22 protein-coding genes, 1 tRNA gene and 2 pseudogenes are annotated in these 22,704 nt (G+C 68.8%); 6 read left to right on the top strand and 19 right to left on the bottom strand.

From position 1 onward, the window contains the following. Nucleotides 1-31: 31 nt before the first annotated feature. Nucleotides 32-807, bottom strand: a pseudogene (locus tag FHX80_RS31660) (SDR family NAD(P)-dependent oxidoreductase). 610 nt (nt 808-1,417) lie between these two features. Here FHX80_RS31660 and FHX80_RS31655 point away from each other — a divergent pair. Next, nucleotides 1,418-2,464 (top strand): PP2C family protein-serine/threonine phosphatase, encoded by a 1,047-nt coding sequence (locus FHX80_RS31655; protein ID WP_341874047.1) that lies wholly within the window; start codon nt 1,418-1,420, stop codon nt 2,462-2,464. A 257-nt stretch (nt 2,465-2,721) separates the two neighbouring features. On the opposite strand, the gene FHX80_RS36465 is transcribed toward FHX80_RS31655, so the two are convergent. Together FHX80_RS36465 and FHX80_RS31645 are read right to left on the bottom strand one after the other, a co-directional pair. After that, nucleotides 2,722-2,850, bottom strand: a complete 129-nt coding sequence (locus tag FHX80_RS36465; protein WP_280118786.1) for a hypothetical protein — start codon at nt 2,848-2,850, stop codon at nt 2,722-2,724. Next, nucleotides 2,847-3,167: pseudogene (locus FHX80_RS31645) on the bottom strand (aldo/keto reductase); the annotation flags it as partial. The gene FHX80_RS36465 and the pseudogene FHX80_RS31645, both read right to left, overlap by 4 nt. Nucleotides 3,168-3,371: 204 nt before the next feature. Here FHX80_RS31645 and FHX80_RS31640 point away from each other — a divergent pair. Then, on the top strand, nt 3,372-4,301 hold the full coding sequence (locus FHX80_RS31640) for a carbohydrate kinase family protein (protein WP_145767919.1): 930 nt from the start codon (nt 3,372-3,374) through the stop codon (nt 4,299-4,301). 98 nt (nt 4,302-4,399) lie between these two features. Here the strand turns inward: FHX80_RS31640 and FHX80_RS31635 are convergent, their stop codons facing one another. The 5 genes from FHX80_RS31635 to FHX80_RS31620 all read right to left on the bottom strand — a co-directional run bounded on the left by FHX80_RS31635 (nt 4,400) and on the right by FHX80_RS31620 (nt 7,973). Next, complete coding sequence (locus FHX80_RS31635) at nt 4,400-5,266, bottom strand: hypothetical protein (RefSeq protein WP_145767918.1); 867 nt, start codon at nt 5,264-5,266, stop codon at nt 4,400-4,402. 121 nt (nt 5,267-5,387) lie between these two features. Further along, nucleotides 5,388-5,831 (bottom strand): sigma-70 family RNA polymerase sigma factor, encoded by a 444-nt coding sequence (locus FHX80_RS31630; RefSeq protein ID WP_244318709.1) that lies wholly within the window; start codon nt 5,829-5,831, stop codon nt 5,388-5,390. After that, nucleotides 5,828-5,989 carry a hypothetical protein gene (locus FHX80_RS34940; protein WP_167523769.1) on the bottom strand — a complete coding sequence of 54 codons (162 nt, stop codon included), beginning with the start codon at nt 5,987-5,989 and terminating at the stop codon, nt 5,828-5,830. The genes FHX80_RS31630 and FHX80_RS34940 overlap by 4 nt, the downstream gene beginning before the upstream one ends. Before the next feature lie 379 nt (nt 5,990-6,368). Then, nucleotides 6,369-6,710 carry a hypothetical protein gene (locus FHX80_RS31625; protein WP_145767917.1) on the bottom strand — a complete coding sequence of 114 codons (342 nt, stop codon included), beginning with the start codon at nt 6,708-6,710 and terminating at the stop codon, nt 6,369-6,371. 258 nt (nt 6,711-6,968) lie between these two features. Further along, the gene (locus tag FHX80_RS31620; protein ID WP_145767916.1) at nt 6,969-7,973 is read right to left on the bottom strand and encodes an ISAs1 family transposase; all 1,005 of its coding nucleotides are present in this window, start codon (nt 7,971-7,973) and stop codon (nt 6,969-6,971) included. 453 nt (nt 7,974-8,426) lie between these two features. Here FHX80_RS31620 and rph point away from each other — a divergent pair, with 453 nt between their 5' ends. Then, nucleotides 8,427-11,027, top strand: coding sequence for a rifamycin-inactivating phosphotransferase (gene rph, locus FHX80_RS31615; protein WP_145767915.1), 2,601 nt, complete (start codon nt 8,427-8,429; stop codon nt 11,025-11,027). A gap of 380 nt (nt 11,028-11,407) precedes the next feature. Here rph and FHX80_RS31610 read toward each other — a convergent pair whose 3' ends face one another. Both FHX80_RS31610 and FHX80_RS31605 read right to left on the bottom strand, forming a co-directional pair. Continuing rightward, complete coding sequence (locus FHX80_RS31610; RefSeq protein WP_145767914.1) at nt 11,408-12,010, bottom strand: dihydrofolate reductase family protein; 603 nt, start codon at nt 12,008-12,010, stop codon at nt 11,408-11,410. Continuing rightward, on the bottom strand, nt 12,007-12,897 hold the full coding sequence (locus tag FHX80_RS31605; RefSeq protein WP_145767913.1) for a metalloregulator ArsR/SmtB family transcription factor: 891 nt from the start codon (nt 12,895-12,897) through the stop codon (nt 12,007-12,009). Before FHX80_RS31605 ends, FHX80_RS31610 begins: the two co-directional genes overlap by 4 nt. A 499-nt stretch (nt 12,898-13,396) precedes the next feature. Here FHX80_RS31605 and FHX80_RS31600 point away from each other — a divergent pair, with 499 nt between their 5' ends. Next, complete coding sequence (locus FHX80_RS31600) at nt 13,397-13,771, top strand: nuclear transport factor 2 family protein (RefSeq protein WP_145767912.1); 375 nt, start codon at nt 13,397-13,399, stop codon at nt 13,769-13,771. A gap of 602 nt (nt 13,772-14,373) precedes the next feature. Here the strand turns inward: FHX80_RS31600 and FHX80_RS31595 are convergent. Together FHX80_RS31595 and FHX80_RS31590 are read right to left on the bottom strand one after the other, a co-directional pair. Beyond that, nucleotides 14,374-15,327, bottom strand: coding sequence for a DUF389 domain-containing protein (locus FHX80_RS31595; protein WP_244318708.1), 954 nt, complete (start codon nt 15,325-15,327; stop codon nt 14,374-14,376). Nucleotides 15,328-15,463: 136 nt separating this feature from the next. Next, a complete protein-coding gene (locus tag FHX80_RS31590) occupies nt 15,464-16,789 on the bottom strand; it encodes a hypothetical protein (protein WP_145767911.1) in 1,326 nt (441 codons plus the stop codon). A 463-nt stretch (nt 16,790-17,252) separates the two neighbouring features. Between FHX80_RS31590 and FHX80_RS31585 the strand changes: the two genes are divergently transcribed. Beyond that, nucleotides 17,253-17,534, top strand: coding sequence for a hypothetical protein (locus FHX80_RS31585; protein WP_145767910.1), 282 nt, complete (start codon nt 17,253-17,255; stop codon nt 17,532-17,534). A gap of 94 nt (nt 17,535-17,628) precedes the next feature. Here FHX80_RS31585 and FHX80_RS31580 read toward each other — a convergent pair. Together FHX80_RS31580 and FHX80_RS31575 are read right to left on the bottom strand one after the other, a co-directional pair. Further along, nucleotides 17,629-17,702, bottom strand: a tRNA-Met gene (locus FHX80_RS31580). 60 nt (nt 17,703-17,762) lie between these two features. Further along, the gene (locus tag FHX80_RS31575; RefSeq protein WP_145767909.1) at nt 17,763-17,975 is read right to left on the bottom strand and encodes a hypothetical protein; all 213 of its coding nucleotides are present in this window, start codon (nt 17,973-17,975) and stop codon (nt 17,763-17,765) included. Between the two features lie 152 nt (nt 17,976-18,127). Here FHX80_RS31575 and FHX80_RS31570 point away from each other — a divergent pair, with 152 nt between their 5' ends. After that, the gene (locus FHX80_RS31570) at nt 18,128-18,316 is read left to right on the top strand and encodes a DUF6381 family protein (protein ID WP_145767908.1); all 189 of its coding nucleotides are present in this window, start codon (nt 18,128-18,130) and stop codon (nt 18,314-18,316) included. A gap of 109 nt (nt 18,317-18,425) precedes the next feature. Here FHX80_RS31570 and FHX80_RS31565 read toward each other — a convergent pair whose 3' ends face one another. From FHX80_RS31565 to FHX80_RS31545, 5 genes are all read right to left on the bottom strand, one after another. After that, nucleotides 18,426-18,824 carry a DUF6221 family protein gene (locus FHX80_RS31565; protein ID WP_145767907.1) on the bottom strand — a complete coding sequence of 133 codons (399 nt, stop codon included), beginning with the start codon at nt 18,822-18,824 and terminating at the stop codon, nt 18,426-18,428. A 245-nt stretch (nt 18,825-19,069) separates the two neighbouring features. Beyond that, complete coding sequence (locus FHX80_RS31560; protein WP_145767906.1) at nt 19,070-19,516, bottom strand: nitroreductase family deazaflavin-dependent oxidoreductase; 447 nt, start codon at nt 19,514-19,516, stop codon at nt 19,070-19,072. Nucleotides 19,517-19,665: 149 nt separating this feature from the next. Further along, complete coding sequence (locus FHX80_RS31555) at nt 19,666-20,664, bottom strand: alpha/beta fold hydrolase (RefSeq protein ID WP_145767905.1); 999 nt, start codon at nt 20,662-20,664, stop codon at nt 19,666-19,668. A gap of 531 nt (nt 20,665-21,195) precedes the next feature. Further along, nucleotides 21,196-21,918, bottom strand: a complete 723-nt coding sequence (locus tag FHX80_RS31550) for a DUF4230 domain-containing protein (protein ID WP_145767904.1) — start codon at nt 21,916-21,918, stop codon at nt 21,196-21,198. A gap of 114 nt (nt 21,919-22,032) precedes the next feature. Further along, nucleotides 22,033-22,548 (bottom strand): DinB family protein, encoded by a 516-nt coding sequence (locus FHX80_RS31545; protein ID WP_145767903.1) that lies wholly within the window; start codon nt 22,546-22,548, stop codon nt 22,033-22,035. Between the last annotated feature and the right edge of the window lie 156 nt (nt 22,549-22,704).

Genomic DNA, 22,704 nt, shown 5'->3' with positions numbered 1-22,704 from the left:
GCGCGATCCGGGACACGTCCTGCCATTCGTTTCAGGTCTTCAGGCGCTGGGCGTAGAGGGGCTCGATAATCTCGATGGGCTCGGTGCCGAACAGCACGCGCAGCGGCGGGTTCTCGGCATCGACGATCCGCAGCAGTGCGGCCCCGGCGCCGGAAGCTTCGGCGTACCGAGCGTTACCCAGGCGGGCCGCGGTGGCCTCCCGGACCTGGTCGTAGACGGGGTTCGGGTCTGCGTGCACGCCGGAGGAGCCGGCCCAGTCGGTACTGAAGCCGCCCGGCTCGACCAGGGTGACCTTGATTCCCGCACCGGCGACCTCTTGGGCAAGGGCATCACTGAAGCCCTCGAGCGCCCACTTGGAGGCGTGGTATCCGCCGAACGAGGGGAACGCGGCGACGCCGCCGATGGACGAGATCTGCACGATGTGGCCGCTGCCCTGGGCGCGCATGATCGGCAGTACGGCCTGGGTGACCCAGAACGCACCGAACAGGTTCGTCTCCATCTGGTCGCGCAATTGCTGTTCGGTAATCTCCTCGACCATGCCGAACAGGCCGTAGCCCGCGTTGTTGACGACCACCTCGAGGCGGCCGAGCTTCTCGTGCGCGGCGGCCACCGATGCGGTGACGGCCGCCTTGTCCGTGACGTCGAGCGCCAGGGGCAGAACTGCGTCGCCGTACTTGGTGACGAGATCATCCAGTGCGGCCTGTTCCTGGCGGTCGCGGCGACCTTGTCCCCGCGTTCCAGGGCGGACTCGGCGAACGCGCGGCCGAGGCCGCGGGACGTACCGGTGATGAACCAGACCTTGCCCATGATGCCTCCTTCGGAACCGACCTTCCGGAACCGACCACCGGGGCAGTTTCTACTGTAACCAGCAACTTAGATGCATCTAAAATTAGCCCCATCCACGATTTGCTGCTGGGATCAGAGGGGTTGGGTGGCTGGGACAAGAGCGGTCGAGGACCCCCGGAAGGCGGCCCGATGCGCGTCGCACATGGCATCGACCGGTGCCGCGCCGCTCTCCAACAGGTCTTCGACGCCCCGCGTTGAGGTGCGCGCCAACGTAGCGGCCCATGCCGGCGTCGAGCGCGGCCACCACGCGCGCGTTGAGGTCCGCGTCGGGCGCGACCGGTGCTGCGCACAGCTTGATAGGGGGACGGCCGGTCCCTCATGAAACGGCCCCAGGCAGTGACCAACACGAGCAAGCGCGACCTTGCCACCGTGGGGCGGCACGGTACCGGTCACTTGCCGCTTCGGAGCGCCCCGCCCTCGCCCTCGATGTCGCCCGACAGATCATCGTCCACTCCTCGGCATCCGGGCTTGTGCTCGCCCTGCGGCGAAGGCATTCGCGGTGTACTACGGAAAGGTGCTCTCCCGAAAACCGGCAACTCGCCGCCGACCGTGGCACGAGACCCCTGGCCTGGTGGCCGTTCCGCTCGCGCTGATCGTCGCGATCACCACCATCAACCTGGCCACCCCCGGTCACCTGCACCTCGGACCGCTCCTGGTCGCCGCCCCGGCGCTCGCCGCGGCCAGCGCCGGGCCGAGGCTGATCGCGCTGACCGGAGTGCTGGCCGTGGCGGGCCAGGTGATCCTGGGCGTCGCACTCAAGGACCTCGCCTCGTCGGAACGCATGGCGCAGGTGTTCAGCGTGGTTCTGGTCTCCGTGTTCGCGGCGCTCCTGTCCGAGGCACGGGACCGGAGGGCACGGGAGCTGACACGAGTGCGTCAGGTCTCCGAGATCGCCCAGAATCTGGTGCTTCGCCCGCTGCCCGCACGGATCGGGCCGCTGCGCGTAGCCGCGGTGTATCTGGCGGCGGAAAGCGAGATGCAGATCGGCGGCGACCTGTACGCGGCGACTCGGACCACCTCCGGCACCCGGCTGCTCGTCGGCGACGTCCGCGGCAACGGCCTCACCGCCGTGGGCGACGCCGCGCTACTGCTGGGTGCCTTCCGAGCAGCGGCGCACCGGCAGGTCGGCCTGGCGGATCTCACCGCTTACCTGGACGCGAGCGTCTGCTGGAACCTCGCCGAGCCCGGTGAAGGCGATCTGGCGCAGGAGTGCTTCATCACCGCGCTGCTCCTCGACATCCCCGACCACAGCCCCACCATCAAGACGGTCCACTGCGGCCACCCCTCGCCACTCCTGCTACGACAGGGGCGGATCACCGCACTCTCCGCCCACCGGCCCAGCCCCCCGCTCGGCCTGCAACTGGTCACACCCCGCCACCACGTCGACACGTTCGACTTCACGGCCGGCGACGTTCTCCTGCTGTACACCGACGGCGTGACCGAAGCCCGCAACTCCCAGGGCGACTTCTACCCACTCGCCGAACGCGCCGCCGCCTGGACCGGGCAACGTCCCGAGGTCCTCCTGCAGCACCTGCGCGCCGACCTGCTCGCCTACGCGGGCGGCCGGCTTGGCGACGACGCCGCCATGATCGCCATCGAACGCCTGACAGACCACTGAGCACCTCAGCCCTCCCATCGCACGCACTCCGGTGAGGCGCTCACGGAGACCGGCTGACCGGCGTGCGAGCCACGATGAAGTCGGCTGTTCGGACGCCTTCGCCGGGAGCCGACCTCCCTCGCAGGCTGCGAGGTCACAGTCCGCCTGGGCCTGGCCACCGTCGAGGTGCATCTCGCCTCCTGGCCTGCCGCCCGGGACACCGGGCCGACTCGTCGAAGGACTCCAGGCGTTCCACGATGACGCCGCCTCTTCGTTCGTCAGAGTGCGCAGCCGGCCGCCCTCGCCGAGCCGGCTCCCTGATGTACGGCAGTGCCAAAGCCGCCGATGAGCTGCCAGACCCGGTCGGCGGTCTTCGGGGTGGTGAGGGTGGCGGTGGTGGAGCTCATGACGCGTCCTTCATGGGAACGGGTGCGTCGTGGGCGATGATCTTCTGGTCGCGCAGCGACTTCCAGAAGGCATGCGGCACGTTTTCGGTGAGGGCGCCGAGATCCTCGGCGATGCGGCTGGGACGGGTCGCGCCGGGGATCGCCGCCGCCACGGCCGGGTGTGCCAGCACGAACTGGAGAGCGGCGGACTTGATGCCGATGCCGTGCTCCTGCGCCAGTCCCTTGATCCGGCTCACCTTCTCGACAATGTGGGCGGGCGCCTCGGCGTACTCGTAGCGGTTGCCGCCGGCGAGGATGCCGGAGCTAAAGGGCGCCCCGTAGCGTGCCGCCGCCATCCGTCCGGATCTGGTCGGCCCCGGCGCGTCGTACGGGGGACGCATCGAGGCGTTCGTCGACGGCCGGCAGGTCGCCGATGCCGCCGATAGCCACTATGCACGCGGCAGGATCGGGCTCAATGTGTTGGGAGTCTGTGCCGCCTGCCAGGACACGTACGTCACCGCACTCCAGGAGACCTCACCCTCATGCTCGACAGAATCGATCTGCTGGTCATCGGCGAATGCGTCGCCGACATCGTCCGGCTGCCGGATGCGCCCGACCAGGTCCACCCGGGAGGCAGCCCGGCCAACGTCGCGTACGGCCTGGCCAGGCTCGGGCACGGCGTCACCCTTCTCACCCAGCTCGGCCCGGACGGCAACGGGCGGCGGATCCGTGACCATCTGAACGACGCCGGGGTCGAGGTCCGCACGGACGGCGCGATGGCCGCCACCCCGTCCGCCGCCGTGACCCTGGACGACACCGGGACGGCCACGTACACCTTCGAGATCACCTGGACGCTCGGCCCCGTCTCCTTGGAACAGCCGCCCCGGCACGTCCACACCGGGTCGATCGCCGCGGTGATGGCACCCGGGGCGACCGCGGTCGTCGCCGCAGTCGACTCGCTGCGGAAGGCCGCCACCGTCAGCTACGACCCCAACGTGCGGCCGGAGTTGATGGGAGACCACGAGGCCGCCGTCCGCGAGGTCGAGCGCTGCGTCGCGCTCAGCGATGTGGTCAAGGCGAGTGATGAGGACCTGGAATGGCTGTATCCGGGCCAGGAACCGGGGCAGGTCGCCGAGCGATGGCTCGCCACCGGCCCGGCCGTCGTCCTCGTCACCCGGGGCGCCGACGGGGCCCTGGCGGTCCTGCCCGACGAGCAGGTGACGGTCGACGCGCTGCCCACCGAGGTCGTCGACACGGTCGGGGCGGGGGACGCCTTCATGTCGGGCACCCTGCATGCACTGGCCGCACACGGACTGCTCGGCCCGGGCGGCCGGGATCGGCTCCGTTCGCTGGACCGGGCAACGGTCACCGACGTCCTGCGCCACGCGTCGGCCTCGGCGGCCGTCACCGTGGCAAGGGCCGGGGCCAACCCGCCCGACGCGGCGGAGCTCGCCGGGGCGCTCGGTCCTTGACTGCCGCTGACAGCCGGATGCCGAGCACCGGTGCTCCTCGACGAGCTGATCGCGACGTCCTGCCCGAGTTGCTTCGTCGCCCGGCCGGCCCCGGGCGGCTACCCCCAGCACCATTGGGGGCACCGGCGGGCGGCGGCGATGAGCGGCCGGGTGGGTTTGGGGCGGGGCTGGAGCTGGTTGCGTATGGGAGGCCGTCCGGGGGTGGGCGTGCTGGTGGCGGTGAGGGTGCGGATGTGGTCGGTGAAGCCGGGTGCGGGCAGGGGAAGTTCGAAGTCGTCGATGTAACTGACGGCCGCAGGAACGTAGTCGAGTACGGCACCGACCATGGCGGGCACCGGGGCCGGGTCGGTCTTGAGCGCGCCGAGAATGCGCAGCGCCGTGGGCAGCAGGCTCGCGTCGGTGGTCGTCACGGCGTTGAGCGCGTCGCTGACGATGCCCGGCACGTCGTCAGCGGTGACGTCGGAAGCGGCGTCGGTGAAGTCGTCGGTGGAGGGCGGAGCGCTCTGGATCTGCTCGGTCTGCTCGTACCACCAGCGGGCTTCACCGTGCTCGCCGAGCGCGAGGTGGTGGAGGTAGAGGCAGTAGGAGGCCGCGGGGTCGCCGGCGCCTGCTGCGTACTGCCACCAGAAGCGGGCGTTCTCCTCGGATTCGGCGAGCTGGAGGATGCAGCCCAGAACGCGTGCGCCCGGCGGTTCGGGGAGTTGCGGGGTGAGGAAGGTGTCCAGGGTGCTGAGGGCGGTGTTGCGGGTGACGACGGTTTCACAGAGGGTCTGCAGGTTCTGGGCTGCTTCGTACTCCGTCGCTTCCTCAGGCGCGGGGAAATAGGGTGCGGGTGGCGCGGAGGACGGGCTGGTGGTCGGGAGCCGGGCGAGGAGGCGGGTCTCGGCGGCGTCGATGTCGTCCTGTGTGTAGGGGGTGGTGACGAGGCGGGCGCGGGAGAGGAACTCCGTGATGTGGCGTGTCATCGTCGTCCTTCCATGGCGCGGTCGGGTCCCAGGATGTCCCGCAGCCGGCGCGTCGCATGGCGGACCGTGGAGCGGACGGTGGCGCTGGTGATGCCGAGGACGTCGGCGACTTCGGGTGCGTTCAGTCCGTGAGGTAGGTCATCACCATGACGTCGAGCTGACGCTCGGTGAGCTGGCGCATGGCCCTCATGAGTGCGAGGGACTCGGTGATCTGTCCGTACGGATCGACGGCGTCGCGCAGGGCGAAGGTGTTGAAGGCCTCGTCGTCGAGCAGCGGGGGCCGGCGCCGGCGCGCGCGGCTGTGGTCGTTGACCTTGTTGCGCATGACCGTCCATGCGTAACCGGAGGGATTCTCGACGCGCAGGACTTTGTCCCAGGTTCGCAGGAGCTGCTCGAAGGCGCTGTCGATCGCCTCTTCGGCGTCGTGGCGGTTGTGCAGGAACGTCTCGGCGTAGTGGATGTAGCGCGGGCGGTTCATCTGGTGGAAAGCGGTGAAGGAGAGGTCGGGGAGCTGTTGGGTCATCGGATCGGCGCCCGGACGCGTGCGGCTTCGGGACTCGGTCACCGGCCTTCCTTCCCGTCGTGGGGACGGCGGCTCATCTCGCTCACCCCGACCCGGACTCCCGCAGCGGCCAGATGGCGCAGCAGAGTGACGGCGTCCCTACCGAAGACGCGGATCGTGACCGCCAGGATCATCAGGTCACCTACGAGGTGGATCGTCACAGGCGAGGGCCTCTGTTCGTGCGAAGTGCCGGGCGCGCTGCTTTGAGCCCGGGAAGTACGCGGGGCGTGCGCCCTTCACTCTCAACAACACTTGGGAACGAACAAGTGTGCAGGGGCAATTCGTGGAAAAGTCACGGAGCGACCATCGCGTTGGCGCACAGACGTTCCCTCTTGCTCATCCAGCACCATCAGCCACCTCGCGCCACCTGCACGCCGGTACCGCCACCAGCACACACACCTTAGGAGCGACGCTTTGCATAAATTTGCGTGAACTTAGCAAACATTGATCGTGACTCAGATCACAGTCCGGGAGTGGATCATCGTCGGCGTGACGGGTGCCATTCCGACGGGATGAACCAGTGGAGAGGGCTCAGTGGGGCTACCCAGAGGAAGCAGGACCTTGCCACGGCCTTGCCGTCCGCCGCGAGGATGAGCGTGCCGCCCTTTCCGTCGGCCCATGTCCAGCGACCCGTTCCGTACTCAGCGGCGGAGACTCGTATCCGATCCCGGCGTACAGGCCGATGCCGGCGAGCGTGCCGACGGTGACGACAGCGAGCGTCCCGTACAGCGCCACCCGCCCGAACATCGCGCCGCCGGAGATCCGCGGGCGGTCCGGCAGCAGCAGCCTTCGGGCGACCACCGCGGTGTCGGCGAGCGCGGCCGTCACCGCGAGCCATCCGCCGAGCCCTGCCAGGAGGCCCGCCTCCACGAGCACCGCCACGGCCAGGATCGGCGGGGCAGTTCCGGCGGCCGCCGGCGCCGGGACCCACCACCGCGCCTCGCGCCCTGGAACCGGGCGCCGAGCCATCCGGCCACAGCCAGAAACGGCATCACCCCGTCGACGTTCGCAGGGCACCGAGGAAGGCTCCGGCCGCCGCTACGAACGGCACCGCACGATCAGGAAGACGAGGCACAACCCGATGCAGGAATGACCCGGGCGCTCCCCCGGGTTACCCCAGGGTCCCGGCAAAGTCGTTGATCACGCTGCCAGCAGCAGGTTGATGGGGCGGTCGGTGTCGCGGGCGTGATGTCGCAGGGCGGCGGCGATGTTGTGGTGTCCGTCCAGGCGGAGAAGGGTGATCGCGGTGTTGCGCAGGCCCGCCATGACACGGGGTGCGTTGGTGCGGACCTGGGATCGGTCCTCGTCGAAGGTGACGTCGCGAACCCAGTGCAGGCGGTTCTCGATCTCCCAGTGCGACTGCACCCATGTGGCCAGAAATGCCGGCGGCGCGGTGTGGGCGTCCGCGCTGGTGATCAGGTAGACGATCTCGACGCTCCGGCGGCCCTTCCTGGTGACGGTGCGCCGCAGTTGAACGACCTGCGCGGCAGCGGTGAACTCGACCCGTACCGGCACGTCGACGACCTTGATCGTGCGGGTGGCCCGACGTCCGTGTCCTCGGTCCGTCCTGGTGACGGCGGGTATCGAAGCCCAGGGAAGCATTTTGAGCTGTGCATACAAGGACTTCTGATTGGCCTTCACGGTCAGGACGTAGTCTCCGTCGGCCTCGGTCACCAGGGACGCCGTGTCGTGCTGGGTGTGCAGTGCGTCCATCGTGACGACCACGCCGTCCAGGTCGAGGAGTTGAAGCAGTTCCCGGGCGGCGGGGATCTCGTTGCTCTTCTCACCCACCGCGACCTGGCCGAGCACCGCCCCGGACCCGTGAGCGAGGGCGGCGACCAGGTGCGGGGCCGAGGAGCCGCCACCGCGTGCACCGCGGACCGTCTTGCCGTCGATCGCGATCACCCTGCGGCCCGCGACAAGCACGGTCCCGGCCAAGGCCCAGGCGCCCAGCACCGCATCGAGACGATCCGCGTCGAGACGGGCGAACAGGCGTCGCAGAGTAGATTCGTCCACCCCGCCCCGCTCAAGTCCCAGCCTTTCCAGCGCGGCACTTCCGGCGTCCCGGGCCCATTCCCCGATCGCGGTGAACCCTCGGGCCCCGGCCACCACCGCGCATACCGCCACCGCGATCAGAGCGCCCACCGGATGCCCTGCGCCAAACAACGCGTACCCGAGTACCCGGCGCGCCGCCACGTCCCGAAAGGCTTGTCAGTTCCATGGGCCGGCAAAAGGAAAAGGCAAGGAGAACTCCCTCCTTGCCACTCTCAACGTATAGCGCACTGGGGGGCTTGCCACAAGACCCCGGTCAAGGCGCAGAATCGTCGGCCTATGCCACAACCTGCGGAAATGAGGGCACGACGAACGTGTGTTGTTGTCGACCTATGGCGGACGCGGTGACGTCGAACCAGCGGTGGGACCGGCAGTGCAGTTGCGGGGGTCCGCGGCGCCCGACTGGGCGGAGCAGCCGACTCGTCAGAGGGAAAGCGACCAGGGACAAGGCCTTGCCCAACAAGAGGTTCGACAGAGTTGGGGGCGCCGGTGATTCGATCGGCACACCACAGGGCAACGGAGTTTGGCTGCCGCGGAGGTATCACAATGGTTGAGCCGGATGTGTGGGACCTTCAAGAGGTCGACGAGATGCGGGTCGCGGTCGTCGGCGGCAAGGGCGCGCACCTGGGCGGGCTGTCACGGATCGAAGCCATTTCTGTCCCGAGTGGATTCTGTGTGACGACGGACGCTTTCCGGCGGGTCATGGAGCAAGCGCCGTCGATCGACGAGCGGCTCGATCAGTTGTCGCGCTTGAACCCGGACGACCGGGAGGCGATCCGCACGCTCAGCGCGCAGATTCGTCGGACCATCGAAGGGATTGCCGTCCCGGGCGATCTCGCGGCGGCGATCACCCGCGCGCTCGCCCGGCTCGGCGAGCACACCGCCTACGCCGTCCGATCCAGTGCGACGGCAGAGGACCTGCCGACGGCCTCCTTCGCCGGCCAGCAGGACACGTACCTGAACGTCGTGGGGCCGACGGCGATCCTCCAGCACGTGAGCCGTTGCTGGGCCTCGCTGTTCACCGAGCGGGCCGTGACCTACCGGCAGCGGAACGGCTTCGACCATCGCACGGTCCACATGGCCGTGGTCGTGCAGCAGATGGTCTTCCCGCATGCTGCCGGCATCCTGTTCACGGCCGACCCCGTCACGGGCAACCGGAAGGTCGCCACCGTGGACGCCGGCTTCGGCCTCGGCGAGGCCATGGTCTCCGGCCTGGTGAACCCGGATGTCTTCAAGGTGCGGGGCGGCGAAGTCGTCGCCAGGGCGATCTCCACCAAACAGCGTGCCGTCCACGCCCTGCCAGCCGGCGGTACGCGGGAAGTGGCGATCGACTCGCGGCAGCAGGAGCAGCCGGCGCTGACGGATACGCAGGTCGTGCGGCTCGTGGAGCTCGGGCGGCGGATCGAGGCGCACTTCGGCCGTCCGCAGGACGTCGAATGGTGCCTGGTCGATGACGGCTTCCAGATTGTTCAGAGCCGGCCGATCACGACGTTGTTCCCCATCCCCGTGGCCGACGACCAGGAGAATCACGTCTACGTCTCCGTCGGTCATCAGCAGATGATGACCGACCCCATGAAGCCCTTGGGGTTCTCCATGTGGCAGCTGACGGCCATGGTGCCGATGCACGAGGCCGGCGGGAGGCTGTTCGTGGACGTCACCCGGCGCCTGGTCTCGCCTGCTAGCCGCGCCGCTCTCCTGGACGTCATGGGGAGAGACGATCCGCTGGTGAGGGACGCTCTGGAAACCGTCCTCGACCGCGACGACTTCGTCCCGTCACTCCCGGACTCGGGGTCCGGCGACAGGCTACCGGGCGGCGGTGCGTCCGCCCCGATCGAGACCGATCCGGCCCTCGTGACCGCGCTGATCGAGCGCAGTCAGGCTTCCGTCGCCGCCCTGGAGCGCAACATCCGGACGAAGACCGGACCGGCGCTGTTCGAATTCCTACTGGAGACCTTCGAGGAGCACAAGCGAGTCCTCGGTGATCCGCTGAACCTTCAGGTGATCATGGCGGGGATGGAGGCCACGTGGTGGCTCAACGACAAGCTGCAGGAGTGGCTGGGCGAGAAGAACGCGGCTGACACGCTCACGCTGTCCGCCCCCGACAACATCACGTCGGAGATGGGACTGGCGCTGCTCGACGTCGCGGACGTGATCCGCCCGCATGCGGAGGTGGTGGCGTTCCTGCAGGGCGTCGAGGACGAGGGCTTCCTGGACGAGCTGGCGAAGTTCGAGGGCGGTACCGAGGCGCGCGACGCCATGGAGGCCTACCTCGACCGGTACGGTATGCGCTGCGTCGGCGAGATCGACATCACGAGGCCACGTTGGCGCGAGCGCCCGACCACGCTCGTGCCCGTGATCCTCGACAACGTCAGGAACTTCGAGCCGGGCGCCGCCGAGCGGCGCTTCGAGCAAGGGCGGCAGAAGGCCCGGAAGAAGGAACAGGACGTGCTGTCACGCTTGCGGGCCCTGCCGGACGGGGACCGGAAGGCTGACGAGGCCAAGCGGATGATCGACCGGGTCAGAACCTTCATCGGGTACCGGGAGTACCCGAAGTACGGCATCGTCAGCCGCTACTTCGTCTACAAGCAGGCCCTGCTGGAGGAGGCCGAGCGCCTCGTGCAGGCCGACGTGCTTCGTGAGGTGGGGGACGTCTTCTACCTCACGTTCCAGGAACTCCACGACGTCGTGCGCTCGAACCAGGTGGATGACCAGCTCATCCAGGAGCGCAAGGACGCGTTCCGGTCATACGGCGCGCTCACACCACCCCGGGTACTCACCTCGGATGGTGAGGCCGTCACCGGGGCCTACCGGCGCGACGACGTACCGGCCGGCGCCCTGATCGGCCTACCTGTTTCCGCCGGGACCGTCGAGGGAAGGGCCCGCGTGATCCTTGACATGGCGAAAGCCGATGTCGAAGCGGGCGACATCCTGGTCACGACCTTCACGGACCCCAGCTGGTCGCCGCTGTTCGTCGCAATCGCGGGCCTGGTGACGGAGGTGGGCGGCCTGATGACCCATGGCGCGGTGATCGCCCGGGAGTACGGCTTGCCGGCCGTCGTGGGCGTGGAGCAGGCCACCCGGCTGGTGCGCGACGGGCAGCGGATCCGCGTACACGGAACCGACGGGTACGTCGAGATCCTGCCTTGACCGACCGTAGCGAGAAGCCCCATACGTAGCTCCCGGCTCAACGATGCCAAGCAGTTGCTGACCACCCCACGACCGCCGCCCCCAACGCGGCCCCGCGGACAAGACCCGTAACTGTTCTTCACCTGGGAAGAGCCTCTTCCGTGCTGCAGCGATGGGCACTGAGCGATGCGGCATCGTTGATGACCGTGTCCGCGGATCCTCTGTCCGGTTCGTCCGTGGCCTCGCCCGTCAAGAGTCGCTCAGGTGCTGCGGGCGCTGCAGAGTCGCGGGGCGGAGTCTGCGGTGAGCGTGCGACGAGGCCTCGTCGAGCAGGCCGATGTGTTGCGGTCGCCCTCCGGGCCCGGGCCGGGCTCGGAGGGCGACCGTGTTGAACGACCGGCTCAGCGGACTCGGTCGTAGACGAGGGCCAACGTGCCGTGCTCGCCCGCAGCCTGGCTGACGAGCGTCCAATGTCCTACAGGCAGCCCGTCGTCGAAGAGGCGCGGACCGCCGCCGAGGAAGACCGGGAAGATCGTGAGCGCCAGCCGGTCGACCTTGTCGGCCGCCAGCAGGGCCTTGATGACGCTCCCGCTGGAGAGCACGAGAATGTCTCCGCCCTCGGTCGTTCTGAGGTCCTCTGCCACCTCGGCGGTCGGCTTGTCGACGATCGTCGTCCGCTCCCAAGGGGCTTCTTCGAGGGTGGAGGACAGAACCACCTTGTCGGTGTCGACGAGCCACTTCGCGAAGCCCACGTCGCGCGGGTCGGCCCCTTCCATTTCGATGACGGTGGGCCAGAAGCCGAGGAACCCCTCGGCGTTGACCCGTCCGAGCAGGACCGTCGTCGCCGGCTCCCGGATCCCGGCCAGGTGGTCGCGAGCGACGTCGGTGACTGCGTATGGCATTACCCACCCCATGTCCAGCGGGTCGTCCGGCGCGGCGTAGCGGCCGTCGAGGGACAGGCTCATGTTGGTGACGATCCTGCGGCGGGCGGTCCGCTCTGTCACTTCGTGCTCCTCGTGTCGGTTTCGGTGCCGCCGGTGTCGTGAGTGCCGTTGGCGCTGACGGGGTGATGCGAGTCGGCTGCAAGGGTCGCCGCGAGCTTGTCGAGGCTCTGGCCGAAGCCGATCTCGATGCCTGCGATGAAGTCCGCGGAGTCGACAGTGCTGTCGGTGATCCGGTAGTGGACGTCCAGGTCTGTGCCGGCATCGGTGGAGCTCAGGTCGAGATCGACGTGTGCGGTGAAGGCGAAGCCTCCGTCGGGAAGCAGTGGGGAAAGCCGGTAGGTCAGGCGTTCACCAGGACTCAGCTCGTCAACGGCTCCCTCGGCGCGCCCCGCGACCAGGGCGGAGCCTTCTGCGTCCCCGGCATCGCGGTACTCCAGGACGATGCGCCCACCCGGTCGCGCATCAAAGACGAGCTCAGATGTGCGGAGGTCGTCGGGCGTCCACCATCGGGCGAGCAGGGAGGCCTCGGTCAGATGACGCCAGACCAGGTCGGGGCGCACCGTCATCGACCTGAGGAACCTGAACGAGCGGCCGTCGGCCCACCCTGATTCCTCGGCGGCAAGCCGCTCCGCGTGGAGGCTGAGCCCGTAGCGATCGTAAGTCGCGCGCGGGCCATCGACCTGCTCCGCGGTGTCGGCCAGCAGGTTGAGCGCAGCCGCCAGATCCCGCAGTGGACCCGGCCGGAGTGCGTAGATACGGCGCTGGCCGGTGCGCTGCGCGGTGACGATGCCTGCGCGCTCAAGGGTCTGCAAGTGCTTGGTCGTCTGGGGCTGGCGCGCCTGGGCCAGCTGAGCAAGGACGCCGACCGAGCGGGGCCGCTCGGCCAGCAGGTTGACGAGCCGCCAGCGGGCCGGGTCAGCCAGTGCGATGAGGAGTGCATCTGCCATGAGAGAAATATTCCTCACTACGAATATTCACGTCAAGGAATATCTTGCGACGCCTGGCGGGGCCGGGTTCGGCAGGCAGGGCGGGGTCCAGCAAGAGGGGGAGCCCCGCAGGGCGTAAGCAGGCGGAGCCATGCGGCTCTGCGTGGGCTCCTCCACTGGTCGTGCGCTCCCGGCACTCCCGTCACGCGCGGGTCCGGGTGCCACAGCGAACAGATGAAGGCGAGCACGAGGACACCCACCATGGAGTAGGACGCCCACTTGTTCGCCGCGGCGAAGTCCACACGGATGGCCTGCGTCGACTCCCGGGCGAGCCCGGCGGCCCTGCCCGCCGTGCCGAATACCGCGAGACCGACGCCGGCTTACTGCTTCTCTCCTCAGCCGTCCGCCCGACGTCGCAGACTCCTGAAGTTCTCTCGGCAGGGACCGCACCCCCTCCCGGTGCGCGGTCGACGGAGCTGTTCTCAAGGGCTCGGCGTCCGGGCTCTGATAGAAATTGACGATGCAGGAAGAACCCGCTCAAGCAGCCATCGATACGTTCGTCTCGGCGTTCAACGCATCTGCCGACAGCTACGTCACGGAGTTGCTCGCCCAAGCGCTCACCCCCGACGTGATCTTCTGGGGACCACTGGGGCGCAGTGAAGGCGTGGAAGCGGTCGAGCGTTTCGTGCTGGAGATGCGGCGGCATCCTGCGGGACCGGGCTCGATGGTGCGCGCGTCAGCGGTCGACGTACCGGGGGAATGGGCGCGTTACCGCTGGGTGTACAGCACACCTGGCAGCGGGCCGACACTGGCCGGCACGGATGTGGTGCACCTGCGGGATACCAGGATCGACCAGATGATCGTTTTCGCGGGTGACATTTCCGGATCTGATTGATGCGCCCGGTACGGTGAGGAGTCGATACCGGAGGGGGCCATTCCTGGCGGCCGAGATCCGAGACCGAGACGGAATCCGTTCCAGCGTAAGGCAGTTGCTGCCGTGGCTCAGTGCCCGCTCGGGATCCTCATGGACTTCCCTGAAGCATCCGGGCCGGACCACAGCGAATGACTTCGCAGCGCCGCGAGACGCATCCTCACAGCACAGTTGACGGTTGCCTACGCGGCATCGCTTCTACGGTGAAATCGTCGCCCCATGCGGGTGACTTGGCCCTTCAAGGACTTCCCCCGGGTCGGCAGAGCGGCTATGCCTGTTGTCCGTGATCAAGAATCTGCTGCACGTCGGGACGGCAGTTGTTCTCGCCGCCCTTCCTCTCACCCTGACCGGTTCTGCACACGCCGCGGAGGGGTCGGCGGTGACGCAGGCGAACCCCTGCGCCACCGTCGTCGCACCCATCGGCCATGTCTGTGTCCCGGCGCCCAGACAATGCATCACAACGCCGTGTCAGCAGTACGACATCGTGCCGCTCCTGCCACGGCCGTGGCTCCCGGTCGGGCCTTGGACTGCCTGAACCTGACGCGCGGTTGCATCGCGCATTCCGATCACGGCGGCGCATACACCTCGCGCGAGTCCGGGCGCAGACAACTGCGGCCGCCCTCTTGGACCGTGCAGGTGTCCGTTTCGGAGGGGCACCACTGCGTACGCCCGCCGACCAGATGGAGTTCGAGATCAGCGTCACGCATGCCGTGGTCGTCGAGGGCGGTGCGCAGCGCGGTCGGCGCGGGCTGTGGAGGCAGTCCGAGTGCGCTGATCACGACGATACCGTTGCGTGCCTCCACGGACATGATCTGCCATGTCCCGGTGGCGGCCCACTTCTCCGCGACCGGCCGGGCGTCGGTGGCCAGCGAGCGGTCCTGGGCGACAGTGACGGTGCCGACCGTGAGCGGAACCGCGACGAGCACGACCACGCACACCACCGCACCCAGCGTTCTTCCACGGAACTGGCCTACGCGCATGTGCGCTCTCTCGGCTCCCGCCCGGACGCCGTAGCACAGGAAGGCCACGGTTCCCGTGGCCACGATGGCGGCCACGTTCGTGGCGAACAGCGCCGACTGCCCGGCGTCGTGATAGCGGTGCACCGTGAGCAGAAGCCCGGTCACGGCCAGCGGCGGCACCAGGGAGATGGCGATCGCGACGCCGAGAAGGGTGTCGGAGATGTCGGCGCGCACGAGGGCGAACGCGCCGACGGTACCGGTGGCCAGCGCTGCCAGCAGGTCGATGAGGCGGGGGCTGATGCGCGAGGAGACCTGACTGTTGGAGGTGTAGGCGTCAGGCGAGGAGACAATCCAGCCGAGCAGCACCCCGATCGTGATCACCGCCAGGGCGCCCCCAATCACCAGCAGAAGGCAGCGCGTCACCTGTCGTCGACGTGCCAGGACGAGTGCCAGCGCGCACCCTAGGATGGGTGTCATCAACGGGGCGACGATCATCGCGCCGATCACCGTGGCGGTCGAGTCCCCGACCACACCGGCACCGGCGATGACGGCGGCCAGCACGAGTAGGCCACAGAAGCAGGTCGAGCCCGACTGCGCAGTCCGCGCTCGATGAACAAGGCTCCGGTCATCCGCCGGACCGCTTCCGCCTCGACTCCCGCCATGGCAGAGGTCCTTTCTGTCGGGTGACCTCAGCCGGTCAGGCAGGGGGCGCCGCCGGTTCCCGGTCCCCCGTGGCCGGCCGGGCCGCCAGGAACTCCACCACGGCCAGCAGGAACAGCAGGCACAGCGCGATGGCGACCACCACCCAGCCGGTGGGATACGGCCACAACAGGTACACCAGCAGCGAGGCGGCTACCAGCACCCAGGTGATCCAGATGCGGCAGCGACGTACGAAGGGGCCCACCGGTCCGGTACGCAGCCCGGCACCGTCAGCGGTGGAACGCATCGCCGCGATGCCCGAGACCCACAGCCGCCGTACAAGTCCGGCGCGTCGGCCCGGACCCGTGAGCCATGCCGCCAGGGCGATGACGACGCCGAGCGCGACGACCATCCGGACCATGGTCTGCAGGAAGTGAGTCATGATGTCGTAGAACGCGCCCGCCGCGCCCGGGGAGACGTCGGCCGGCAGCGCGTCCAGGTAGATCAGCCGGAAGATGTGCAGCCCGATGCCGAGGACTCCGGCGGCGACGGCGGCGCCGAGGCATCCCGCGGTCAGAGCCCGGCGTCGTCGCACCGCGAGCAGCACACCGGCGGCGATCAGGACGAGGGCGAGCACCGGGAGCCAGTTGCCCAGGAACTGCAGCACCCGCAGGTACATCTTGACCTTGCCGATGTCATCGGACCTGACGAGCGTGATGTCGGTGTGGATCTCGGGGAGCCGTCCGACGAATGTCATCCCCTCGTCGACCAGGCGTTGTTTGACCCGGTCGACCACGGGGGCGAGGTCGAGCGTGACCGCGTCGTTCGTCAGCTCGATCGCTCCGCCGCCCGAGCCGGTCAGTGCCTTGTCCACGGCGCTGTGCGCCCGGCGGTTGGCCTCGGTCCAGATCGTCTTGAACCCGTCCGAGGCGGCGACGGCGCGCGCCTTGTCCTGCACGAAGCTGCGGACCGCGCTTTCCAGCGAGTCACCCAGCAGGCCCAGCGCCTTTTCCAGGCGGGGCCGGTCCGCGGGCGCCGTGTCCCCGAGCAGGGTCGAGAGGTCGATCCGGGTCATGAGCGCGTCGGTCACTCGTCCGGCCACAGCGTCCTGGACATCGGAGTCGGAGGCCAGGGGCGCGACCGTGTCCACGTAGCGGCCGGTGTCCCCAACCTCATCGGCCGCCCAGGCCGCAACGACGGAGAGGGGGACGAGGAGGCATCCGACCGTGATCAGCACCGCGGCGAGGAGGGAGCGGCCGTGATGACGGGGCTGCCGTACCCGATCGCGTTCGAGGGCTGCCACCCGCGTGCGCAGACCCTGGAGGTCGGACTGCTCGGACTGCTCGAAGCCGTCGTCATCCCGCTCCCTTCCGTCCTCCACCATGCCTCCTGCCCTGCCCCCTGCACTGCCCGGCCCTGCTCGTCTGTCTGTCTGTCTGTCAGGGAACTGTCTGCGGCGCGCTGGCGCGAGCGGGACTGGGCCATTCAGGGCATTGGGGGTACGCAATCCCGGTAGGGAGACTTGCTCTACCTTGACTCGGACGATGCTGCAGATCGCATCGCCGTGCGCGCCGGCCCCCTCGCCGCTGCGCTCCGTGCTGGTCAAACCGCTGCGTAGTCTCGGCCGGGTCCAGGGCGTTGCAATGCTCGCGAACGGTGCCCTTCTACCGTCCGAGCTCCCCCCGCACCGTTTCTGGAGGACCTTCACGATGTACCTGTCCCGATCGCTGGGCGCAGAACCGCCGCATGGGCGGCCGCAGCGCTCACCGTCACGGGCCGGCTGATTGGTCCACCGTCCGCGGCCGCCGCAGCCGGGCCGGCCGCCCATGCGGTTCTGCGCCGCCCCGATGGCGTCGACACCCTCGCCTCTCACTTCCTTCGCGCACGCTGACGACCGGCGCGCCGCCGAGTATCTGCGCAGGGCCGCCGCACGGGCCGCGATCGCGGTCTTCGTCGTGACGGTGCTCGTGGTCTACGCGGCATCCATCGTCTGCCCGCTGGTCATCGGCGCGCGCACCTGGATGTGGGTCGATGTCATCGTCTTCCCGTTCATCGCGCTCATCGCGTACTCCACGATCTTCGGGGACCGCGCAGAGGACGGTTCGCCGAACAACAGCCCATTCGGCTGACGCGCGCATGCGGGGGCGGTCGCTCTGTCCACGAGGGTGGACGCAGAAACCAACAGGGCCCGGAACCATATGGTTCCGGGCCCTGTTCTGGCAGTAGCGGGGACAGGATTTGAACCTGCGACCTCTGGGTTATGAGCCCAGCGAGCTACCGAGCTGCTCCACCCCGCGTCGTTGTGGTCCCTACCGTACGCCATTCCGGCGGGCAGCCCGACCACCTCCCGCCCGGCCTCATCCAGGCCTGGTCCGGTCCGGCCGCTGTCCCGATGTGCTCATCGCAACCCCCACCTCGCGTTCGAATCCGTACTGCTCCCACCCTGCGACGAGGCCGACCGCGGTCGTACGGAACTCCAGGGCGGATTCCGCACCGCACCGGTAGGCGTTCGCTCCGCCCTCGTAGGACCGGTTGTGGCAGCCGGCCTCGAACTTGAACAACCGAGACACCGGCGGGGTGGTCTTCGCCCCTGGCGGCATGCTCTCGAAAACGCTCTCGCGCCGCACGCACCCGTAGCAGTCGGTCACCGTTCGAGATGCAGGTGCGCGGGAGCGCTGATTCGCTGGTGGCGTCGGCTCTCCCCCGAGATCCAGGAGTGATCATGAGCGTTGCGGATGAATCCGGAGGCCGCGCCGAGCGTATTCGCGCCAAGGCGCAGGAGATGCAGGAGGCTGCCGAGCGGGCCTCCGATCCACAGGAGCGGGAGCGCCTCAAGAACAAGGCGCGCCGCCTCAACGAGCGGAGTGACCAGGTGAGCACCAAGGGTGACGGGCGCATGAATCCCCTCTGAGCGCGCCTGGTGAGATCCGGCCGACGGCCCTTCGAGGGGTGCGATGGATACGAAGGGGCCGCCGCCCGGATCGCCGGGCCCGGCCGTCGCGGGAGACCGGGCCGCGGCGCTACTGCGTGAACCGCGGGAGCCACTTCACCTGGTAGTCGGGGTGCCCCGCTTGCTCCGCGGCCATCTGCCGGACCACGAAGCCCAGCCCGAAGGCCCGCCCCGATGCGAAGTCCCGGTCGGGGCGGTCGGTGTCCAGCTCGGCGACCTCCGCGTACTCGTCCAGGAGAACGCGGCTCGTCTCGATGCGCTGGAGGGTTCGCGCGGGATCCTGCCGGGCGATGTGGTGGTTGTAGCCGAGTGTCCTCAGGCTGAACGCGATCGCGCCGGTCCGGTCGTGGATTTCGCCCGGCACCTCGGCCGGACACCGCCACCCCTCGCCGCCGGCCGCTCGTGCGACCTCTTCTTCCTCGTCGAGGCGCGCCCGGACGAACGCGACCAGGTAGGAATTGTCTGCCATCAGGTTCTGAATCCTTCCCACTCGGCCCACAGCTCAAGGGGCCGTGCTGGACAGTATCCCGCCGCGCCCGCCACCCGCGTAACAGCTCGCCGCCCGCCGAGTGTCCGCCGTGCCTCCGCCGTTGCGTACGGGGCTGTTGAGGAGTTTCCCCGGCCGCCGCAGGGACTGCGCCCACCGCAGAGACGGCCGGAGGCCCCACCGGTCCAAAAGAACCGGTGGGGCCTCCGGGGCGTGCGCCGGGCTCGTCAGTGGCCGGATTCCGCCGGCTCCAGAACGAAGACCGGGATCTGCCGGTCCGTCTTCTTCTGGTAGTCGGCGTAGTCGGGAAACGCCTCGACGGCGCGCTCCCACCAGAGCGCCTTCTCGTCCCCGGTCACCTCCCGGGCGTTCATGTCCTGGCGCACCGGCCCGTCCTGCAGTTCGGCACGCGGGTCGGCGGTGAGGTTGTAGTACCAGACCGGGTGCTTCGGGGCTCCGCCCTGTGAGGCGACCACCGCGTATGAACCGTTGTGCTCGACGCGCATGAGCGGCGTTTTACGGATCTTCCCGCTCCTGGCACCACGGGTGGTCAGAATGATGACGGGCATGTCCCGCATCGTCGTCCCTTCCTTACCGCCTGAACTCTCGTACTGCTCGACCTGGTCCCGCACCCACTGAGTGGGACTCGGCTCGTACTCACCCTGGAGAGGCATGACTTCTGTCCAATCGTCGACGATCCGGCCGTGACACCTCATCGGCCGCGGTTCCTCATCATTGCTTCCCACACCATCGGCCGCGCAGAAATCCCGCCACAACCGACGTGTCGCGTCGGGTTGTGACAACGTCGGCGGCAGCGGCAGTATCAGCGTCCGAAGCTGTTGCGTCTGCGGACGGCCGTCACCAGGCCGCCGCCCACGAACACCGCCAGCCCCGCGGCGCTTCCGATCACCGCGAGCACCAGTGTCCTGGTTCCCGGCGAGGCGAGCGGCCGATGCGCGGTCGCGGGCTCACCTGTGGCGGCGAGGATGAGATCGGTGACCGTATCGGGGCGGGAGACCATGACCATGTGCGAGGAGTTCACCTCGATGGTGTGTGAGTGGGCACGCCTGGCCTCAAACCGTTCCAGATCAGGGGCGATGACCTTGTCCCGGGTGGCCACCAGCGCCCAGGACGGGATGGTCCGCCAGGCGGCCGTCGTGGCCATGTCCTCGAACACCGCTGCACTCAAAGGGCGTTGAGAGGCCGCCATCACTGCGGCTGAGGCCGAGGGCCGGTCGGCGGCGACGATGTCGTGGAACCTGCTGTCCTGGACGTAGAGGTCGGTGCCACGGCTGCCGTCCGCGTTCCGGACGGGCATGCGTCTGAGTGCCGTACCCAGTTCACTTCCCGGGAACCGGGAACCGAGCGGGCCGAGGGCCTCGCCCGTGTCCGGCATGAAAGCGGATATGTAGACCAGCGACCTGACCTGCGGGTTGCCTGCCGCCGCGCCGCTGATGACCGCACCACCGTAGGCGTGGCCGACCAGGACGATCGGGCCGGTGATCCGCTTGAGCACGTCGGCCGTGCTGGCGGAGTCTCCCGCCAGCCCGCGCAGTGGGTTGGCGGGGGCTACGACGGTGTATCCGCGGCGCTGCAGACGCTCGGCGACGCCGTTCCAGCTGGACGCGTCGGCGAACGCGCCGTGCACCAGCACCACCGTGGGCCTGACGCCTCCGTCCCCGCCCGGAGCGATGGGGGACACCCCCTCCGCTGCGGCCGGCGCCACTCCCCCGTACACCGCCGCGGTGAGCGCGGCGGTGAAGGCGTACCCGCGACGCGAACGGCTGCGCGAGCCGAGGCCGGGGTGGGTCGATATGAGCATGCTGGTCCCGATTCTGCAGACGCGGTGACGGACCCAGCGTTGCCGCGCTCGGCCGAATCGGCGCGGCCCGGACAGCAGACGAGTGACGGAGCCGACCATCCGGGTGTCGCGGGCCGGACCACGGTGACACGGGCAGCGGCAGTCCGGGCGCCTCGCTGCCCGGACTGTTCGATTTGCCGCTGATCCCTCTGGTAGGCGCCCCTCGCCGAGTCACGCGTCTCGGTCCGACGGGCCGGATCGCGGCGCCACGGCAGGAACCCTCGCCCTGTGCAGGGCGAGGGTTCCCTGTTTCACCAGCTCGCCGATGGTGGCGCCGTGGCCGGCCACCGTCGTCCGGCATGGCGGGATGGCGCGTGGGGCGTCAGCTGACGTTACCTATCGAGGTGTAGCCGTCAAGGGAGCTGCAAACAAGAAAAGTTGAGGGGAGACGTTGAGAGCGGGAGTTCGGAACCGCAGCTGTGGCTGGGAGTTGGGGATGTGAGTTGAGGCTGTGGGTTGAGGCTGGGAGCTGAGGGGGAATGATGCCCGTGGCTACCTGCCGGCGTCACCGTAGTGGACCGTGACCTCCTTGAAGCCGAGCGAGACGAGGAGCCCACGGAGCATGGCGGTGGTGTTCTTCTCGGCGCGTTGCGTCAGGCCGCTCTCCTTGGCCGCCTCGCCGATGTGCCTGGCTGCCAGCTTGTTCACCGCCTGCTCGCTGCCGGGGTTGTCGGAGAAGAAGTCCCCGATACGGTCGAGGAGGCCGCGCTGCTTGGACACCGCGTAGGAGCGGTCAGGGTCGAGCGTCGGCTTCCCGAGGACGGCGTGCGGCAGCCGGAGCTCGGCCGTGGTCCGGTCCTTGTTGATGACGACTCCGTTGTTCGCCACCTCGCCCAGGTCGACGGAGGCACCGACCGTGCCCGCGCCGACGTACAGGGTGCGGGAGCCGCGGATCGCGTCCGGGAGGAATTTCGTGTCCTTCTCCAGATCGACGACGACCTGGAAATTGCCCGCTGCCGCCTCGTATCTGCTCATGTCGCGGATCGACTTGAGCACAGCGGGACCTGAGCGGTCGTGGGTCTTCTCGCCGAAGATGTCGCCCAGCCCCGGCAGCAGGCTGAGCCGCGTGCCGAGGACGAGCAGGGCGATGGCGGCCGCGCACATCGCGGCCACCCTCCCCCATCGGCGGGTGCGGCGGGGGCCGTTGCCGTGGCCACCGCGTCCGGATTCCTCGGGCGTGCTCGGTACGTCTCTCGGCAAGTCGGTTGAGGTCATGCTCTCCGTTTGACCCGGCCGCCCGGATTCACTCCGCCATCCGCCGCGGTTCCGCCCGATTTCGTACATTGATACAGACGGGCCCGCCGTGCCAGGCCGGTTCCGGGCCGGCCCTCATGCCCCTGTGACGCCGTCGAGCCGCTCGCGCACCAGGTCGGCGTGGCCGATGTGGCGGGCGTACTCGCCGATCATGTGGATGTGCACCATCCGCAGCGAGTAGACCTCGTCGTCATGGACGAACGTCTCATCGAACGAGGCACCGGCGACGACCTCGTCCGCCAGTCGGCACTCCTCGACCAAGCGGGCGTAGTCCTCGGCGGCCCTGGCCGGGTCGAGGTCCTCGAAGTCCGCGTCCTTGCCCTTCTGCGGGTCGTACATCGGCTCCATCGTCTGCCCGGCGAAGCGCTGCCTGAACCAGATGCGCTCGACTTTGGCCATGTGGCGTACGAGTCCGAGGAGAGAGAGGTTCGACGGCTCCACGGTCCGCTCGGCGAGTTGCTCACCGGTCAGACCGGCGCACTTCTGCAGGAGGGTGCTGCGGAACCATCCGAGATATCCGGTGAGCATTTCGCGCTCACCCGCGACGAATGAGCCGCCAGTACGAGTCGCCTCAGGTGCTGTCCATATCATCGCGCGATCATGCCTGTTGAGGGACGGGCCGCGCGAGTGATTTGCTCCCGCATCTGCATCTCGGCGTCGTCGGACGACGACCTGGTCCTCGGGCTCGTGATGGCGCTCACGAGCCCGAGGACCGGGAAGCGGACCAACAGCACCTTGCCCGGGCTT

It is taken from the genome of Streptomyces brevispora (assembly GCF_007829885.1).
GTDB lineage: Bacteria > Actinomycetota > Actinomycetes > Streptomycetales > Streptomycetaceae > Streptomyces > Streptomyces brevispora.
Note: the sequence above shows the minus strand (reverse complement) of the source record. Positions and strands in the feature narration are given on the sequence as shown.

What these genes read in the sequence shown, in the direction of transcription:
- FHX80_RS31605 (WP_145767913.1), bottom strand. Translation starts at nt 12,897, where the DNA reads ATGGCAGATGCACTCCTCATCGCACTGGCTGACCCGGCCCGCTGGCGG.
- FHX80_RS31560 (WP_145767906.1), bottom strand. Translation starts at nt 19,516, where the DNA reads ATGCCTCTCCAGGGTGAGTACGAGCCGAGTCCCACTCAGTGGGTGCGG.
- rph (WP_145767915.1), top strand. Translation starts at nt 8,427, where the DNA reads ATGGTTGAGCCGGATGTGTGGGACCTTCAAGAGGTCGACGAGATGCGG.
- FHX80_RS36465 (WP_280118786.1), bottom strand. Translation starts at nt 2,850, where the DNA reads ATGAGCTCCACCACCGCCACCCTCACCACCCCGAAGACCGCCGACCGG.
- FHX80_RS31590 (WP_145767911.1), bottom strand. Translation starts at nt 16,789, where the DNA reads ATGGTGGAGGACGGAAGGGAGCGGGATGACGACGGCTTCGAGCAGTCC.
- FHX80_RS31550 (WP_145767904.1), bottom strand. Translation starts at nt 21,918, where the DNA reads ATGACCTCAACCGACTTGCCGAGAGACGTACCGAGCACGCCCGAGGAA.
- FHX80_RS31565 (WP_145767907.1), bottom strand. Translation starts at nt 18,824, where the DNA reads ATGGCAGACAATTCCTACCTGGTCGCGTTCGTCCGGGCGCGCCTCGAC.
- FHX80_RS31545 (WP_145767903.1), bottom strand. Translation starts at nt 22,548, where the DNA reads ATGATATGGACAGCACCTGAGGCGACTCGTACTGGCGGCTCATTCGTC.
- FHX80_RS31570 (WP_145767908.1), top strand. Translation starts at nt 18,128, where the DNA reads ATGAGCGTTGCGGATGAATCCGGAGGCCGCGCCGAGCGTATTCGCGCC.
- FHX80_RS31640 (WP_145767919.1), top strand. Translation starts at nt 3,372, where the DNA reads ATGCTCGACAGAATCGATCTGCTGGTCATCGGCGAATGCGTCGCCGAC.
- FHX80_RS31635 (WP_145767918.1), bottom strand. Translation starts at nt 5,266, where the DNA reads ATGACACGCCACATCACGGAGTTCCTCTCCCGCGCCCGCCTCGTCACC.
- FHX80_RS31600 (WP_145767912.1), top strand. Translation starts at nt 13,397, where the DNA reads ATGCAGGAAGAACCCGCTCAAGCAGCCATCGATACGTTCGTCTCGGCG.
- FHX80_RS31555 (WP_145767905.1), bottom strand. Translation starts at nt 20,664, where the DNA reads ATGCTCATATCGACCCACCCCGGCCTCGGCTCGCGCAGCCGTTCGCGT.
- FHX80_RS31585 (WP_145767910.1), top strand. Translation starts at nt 17,253, where the DNA reads ATGGCGTCGACACCCTCGCCTCTCACTTCCTTCGCGCACGCTGACGAC.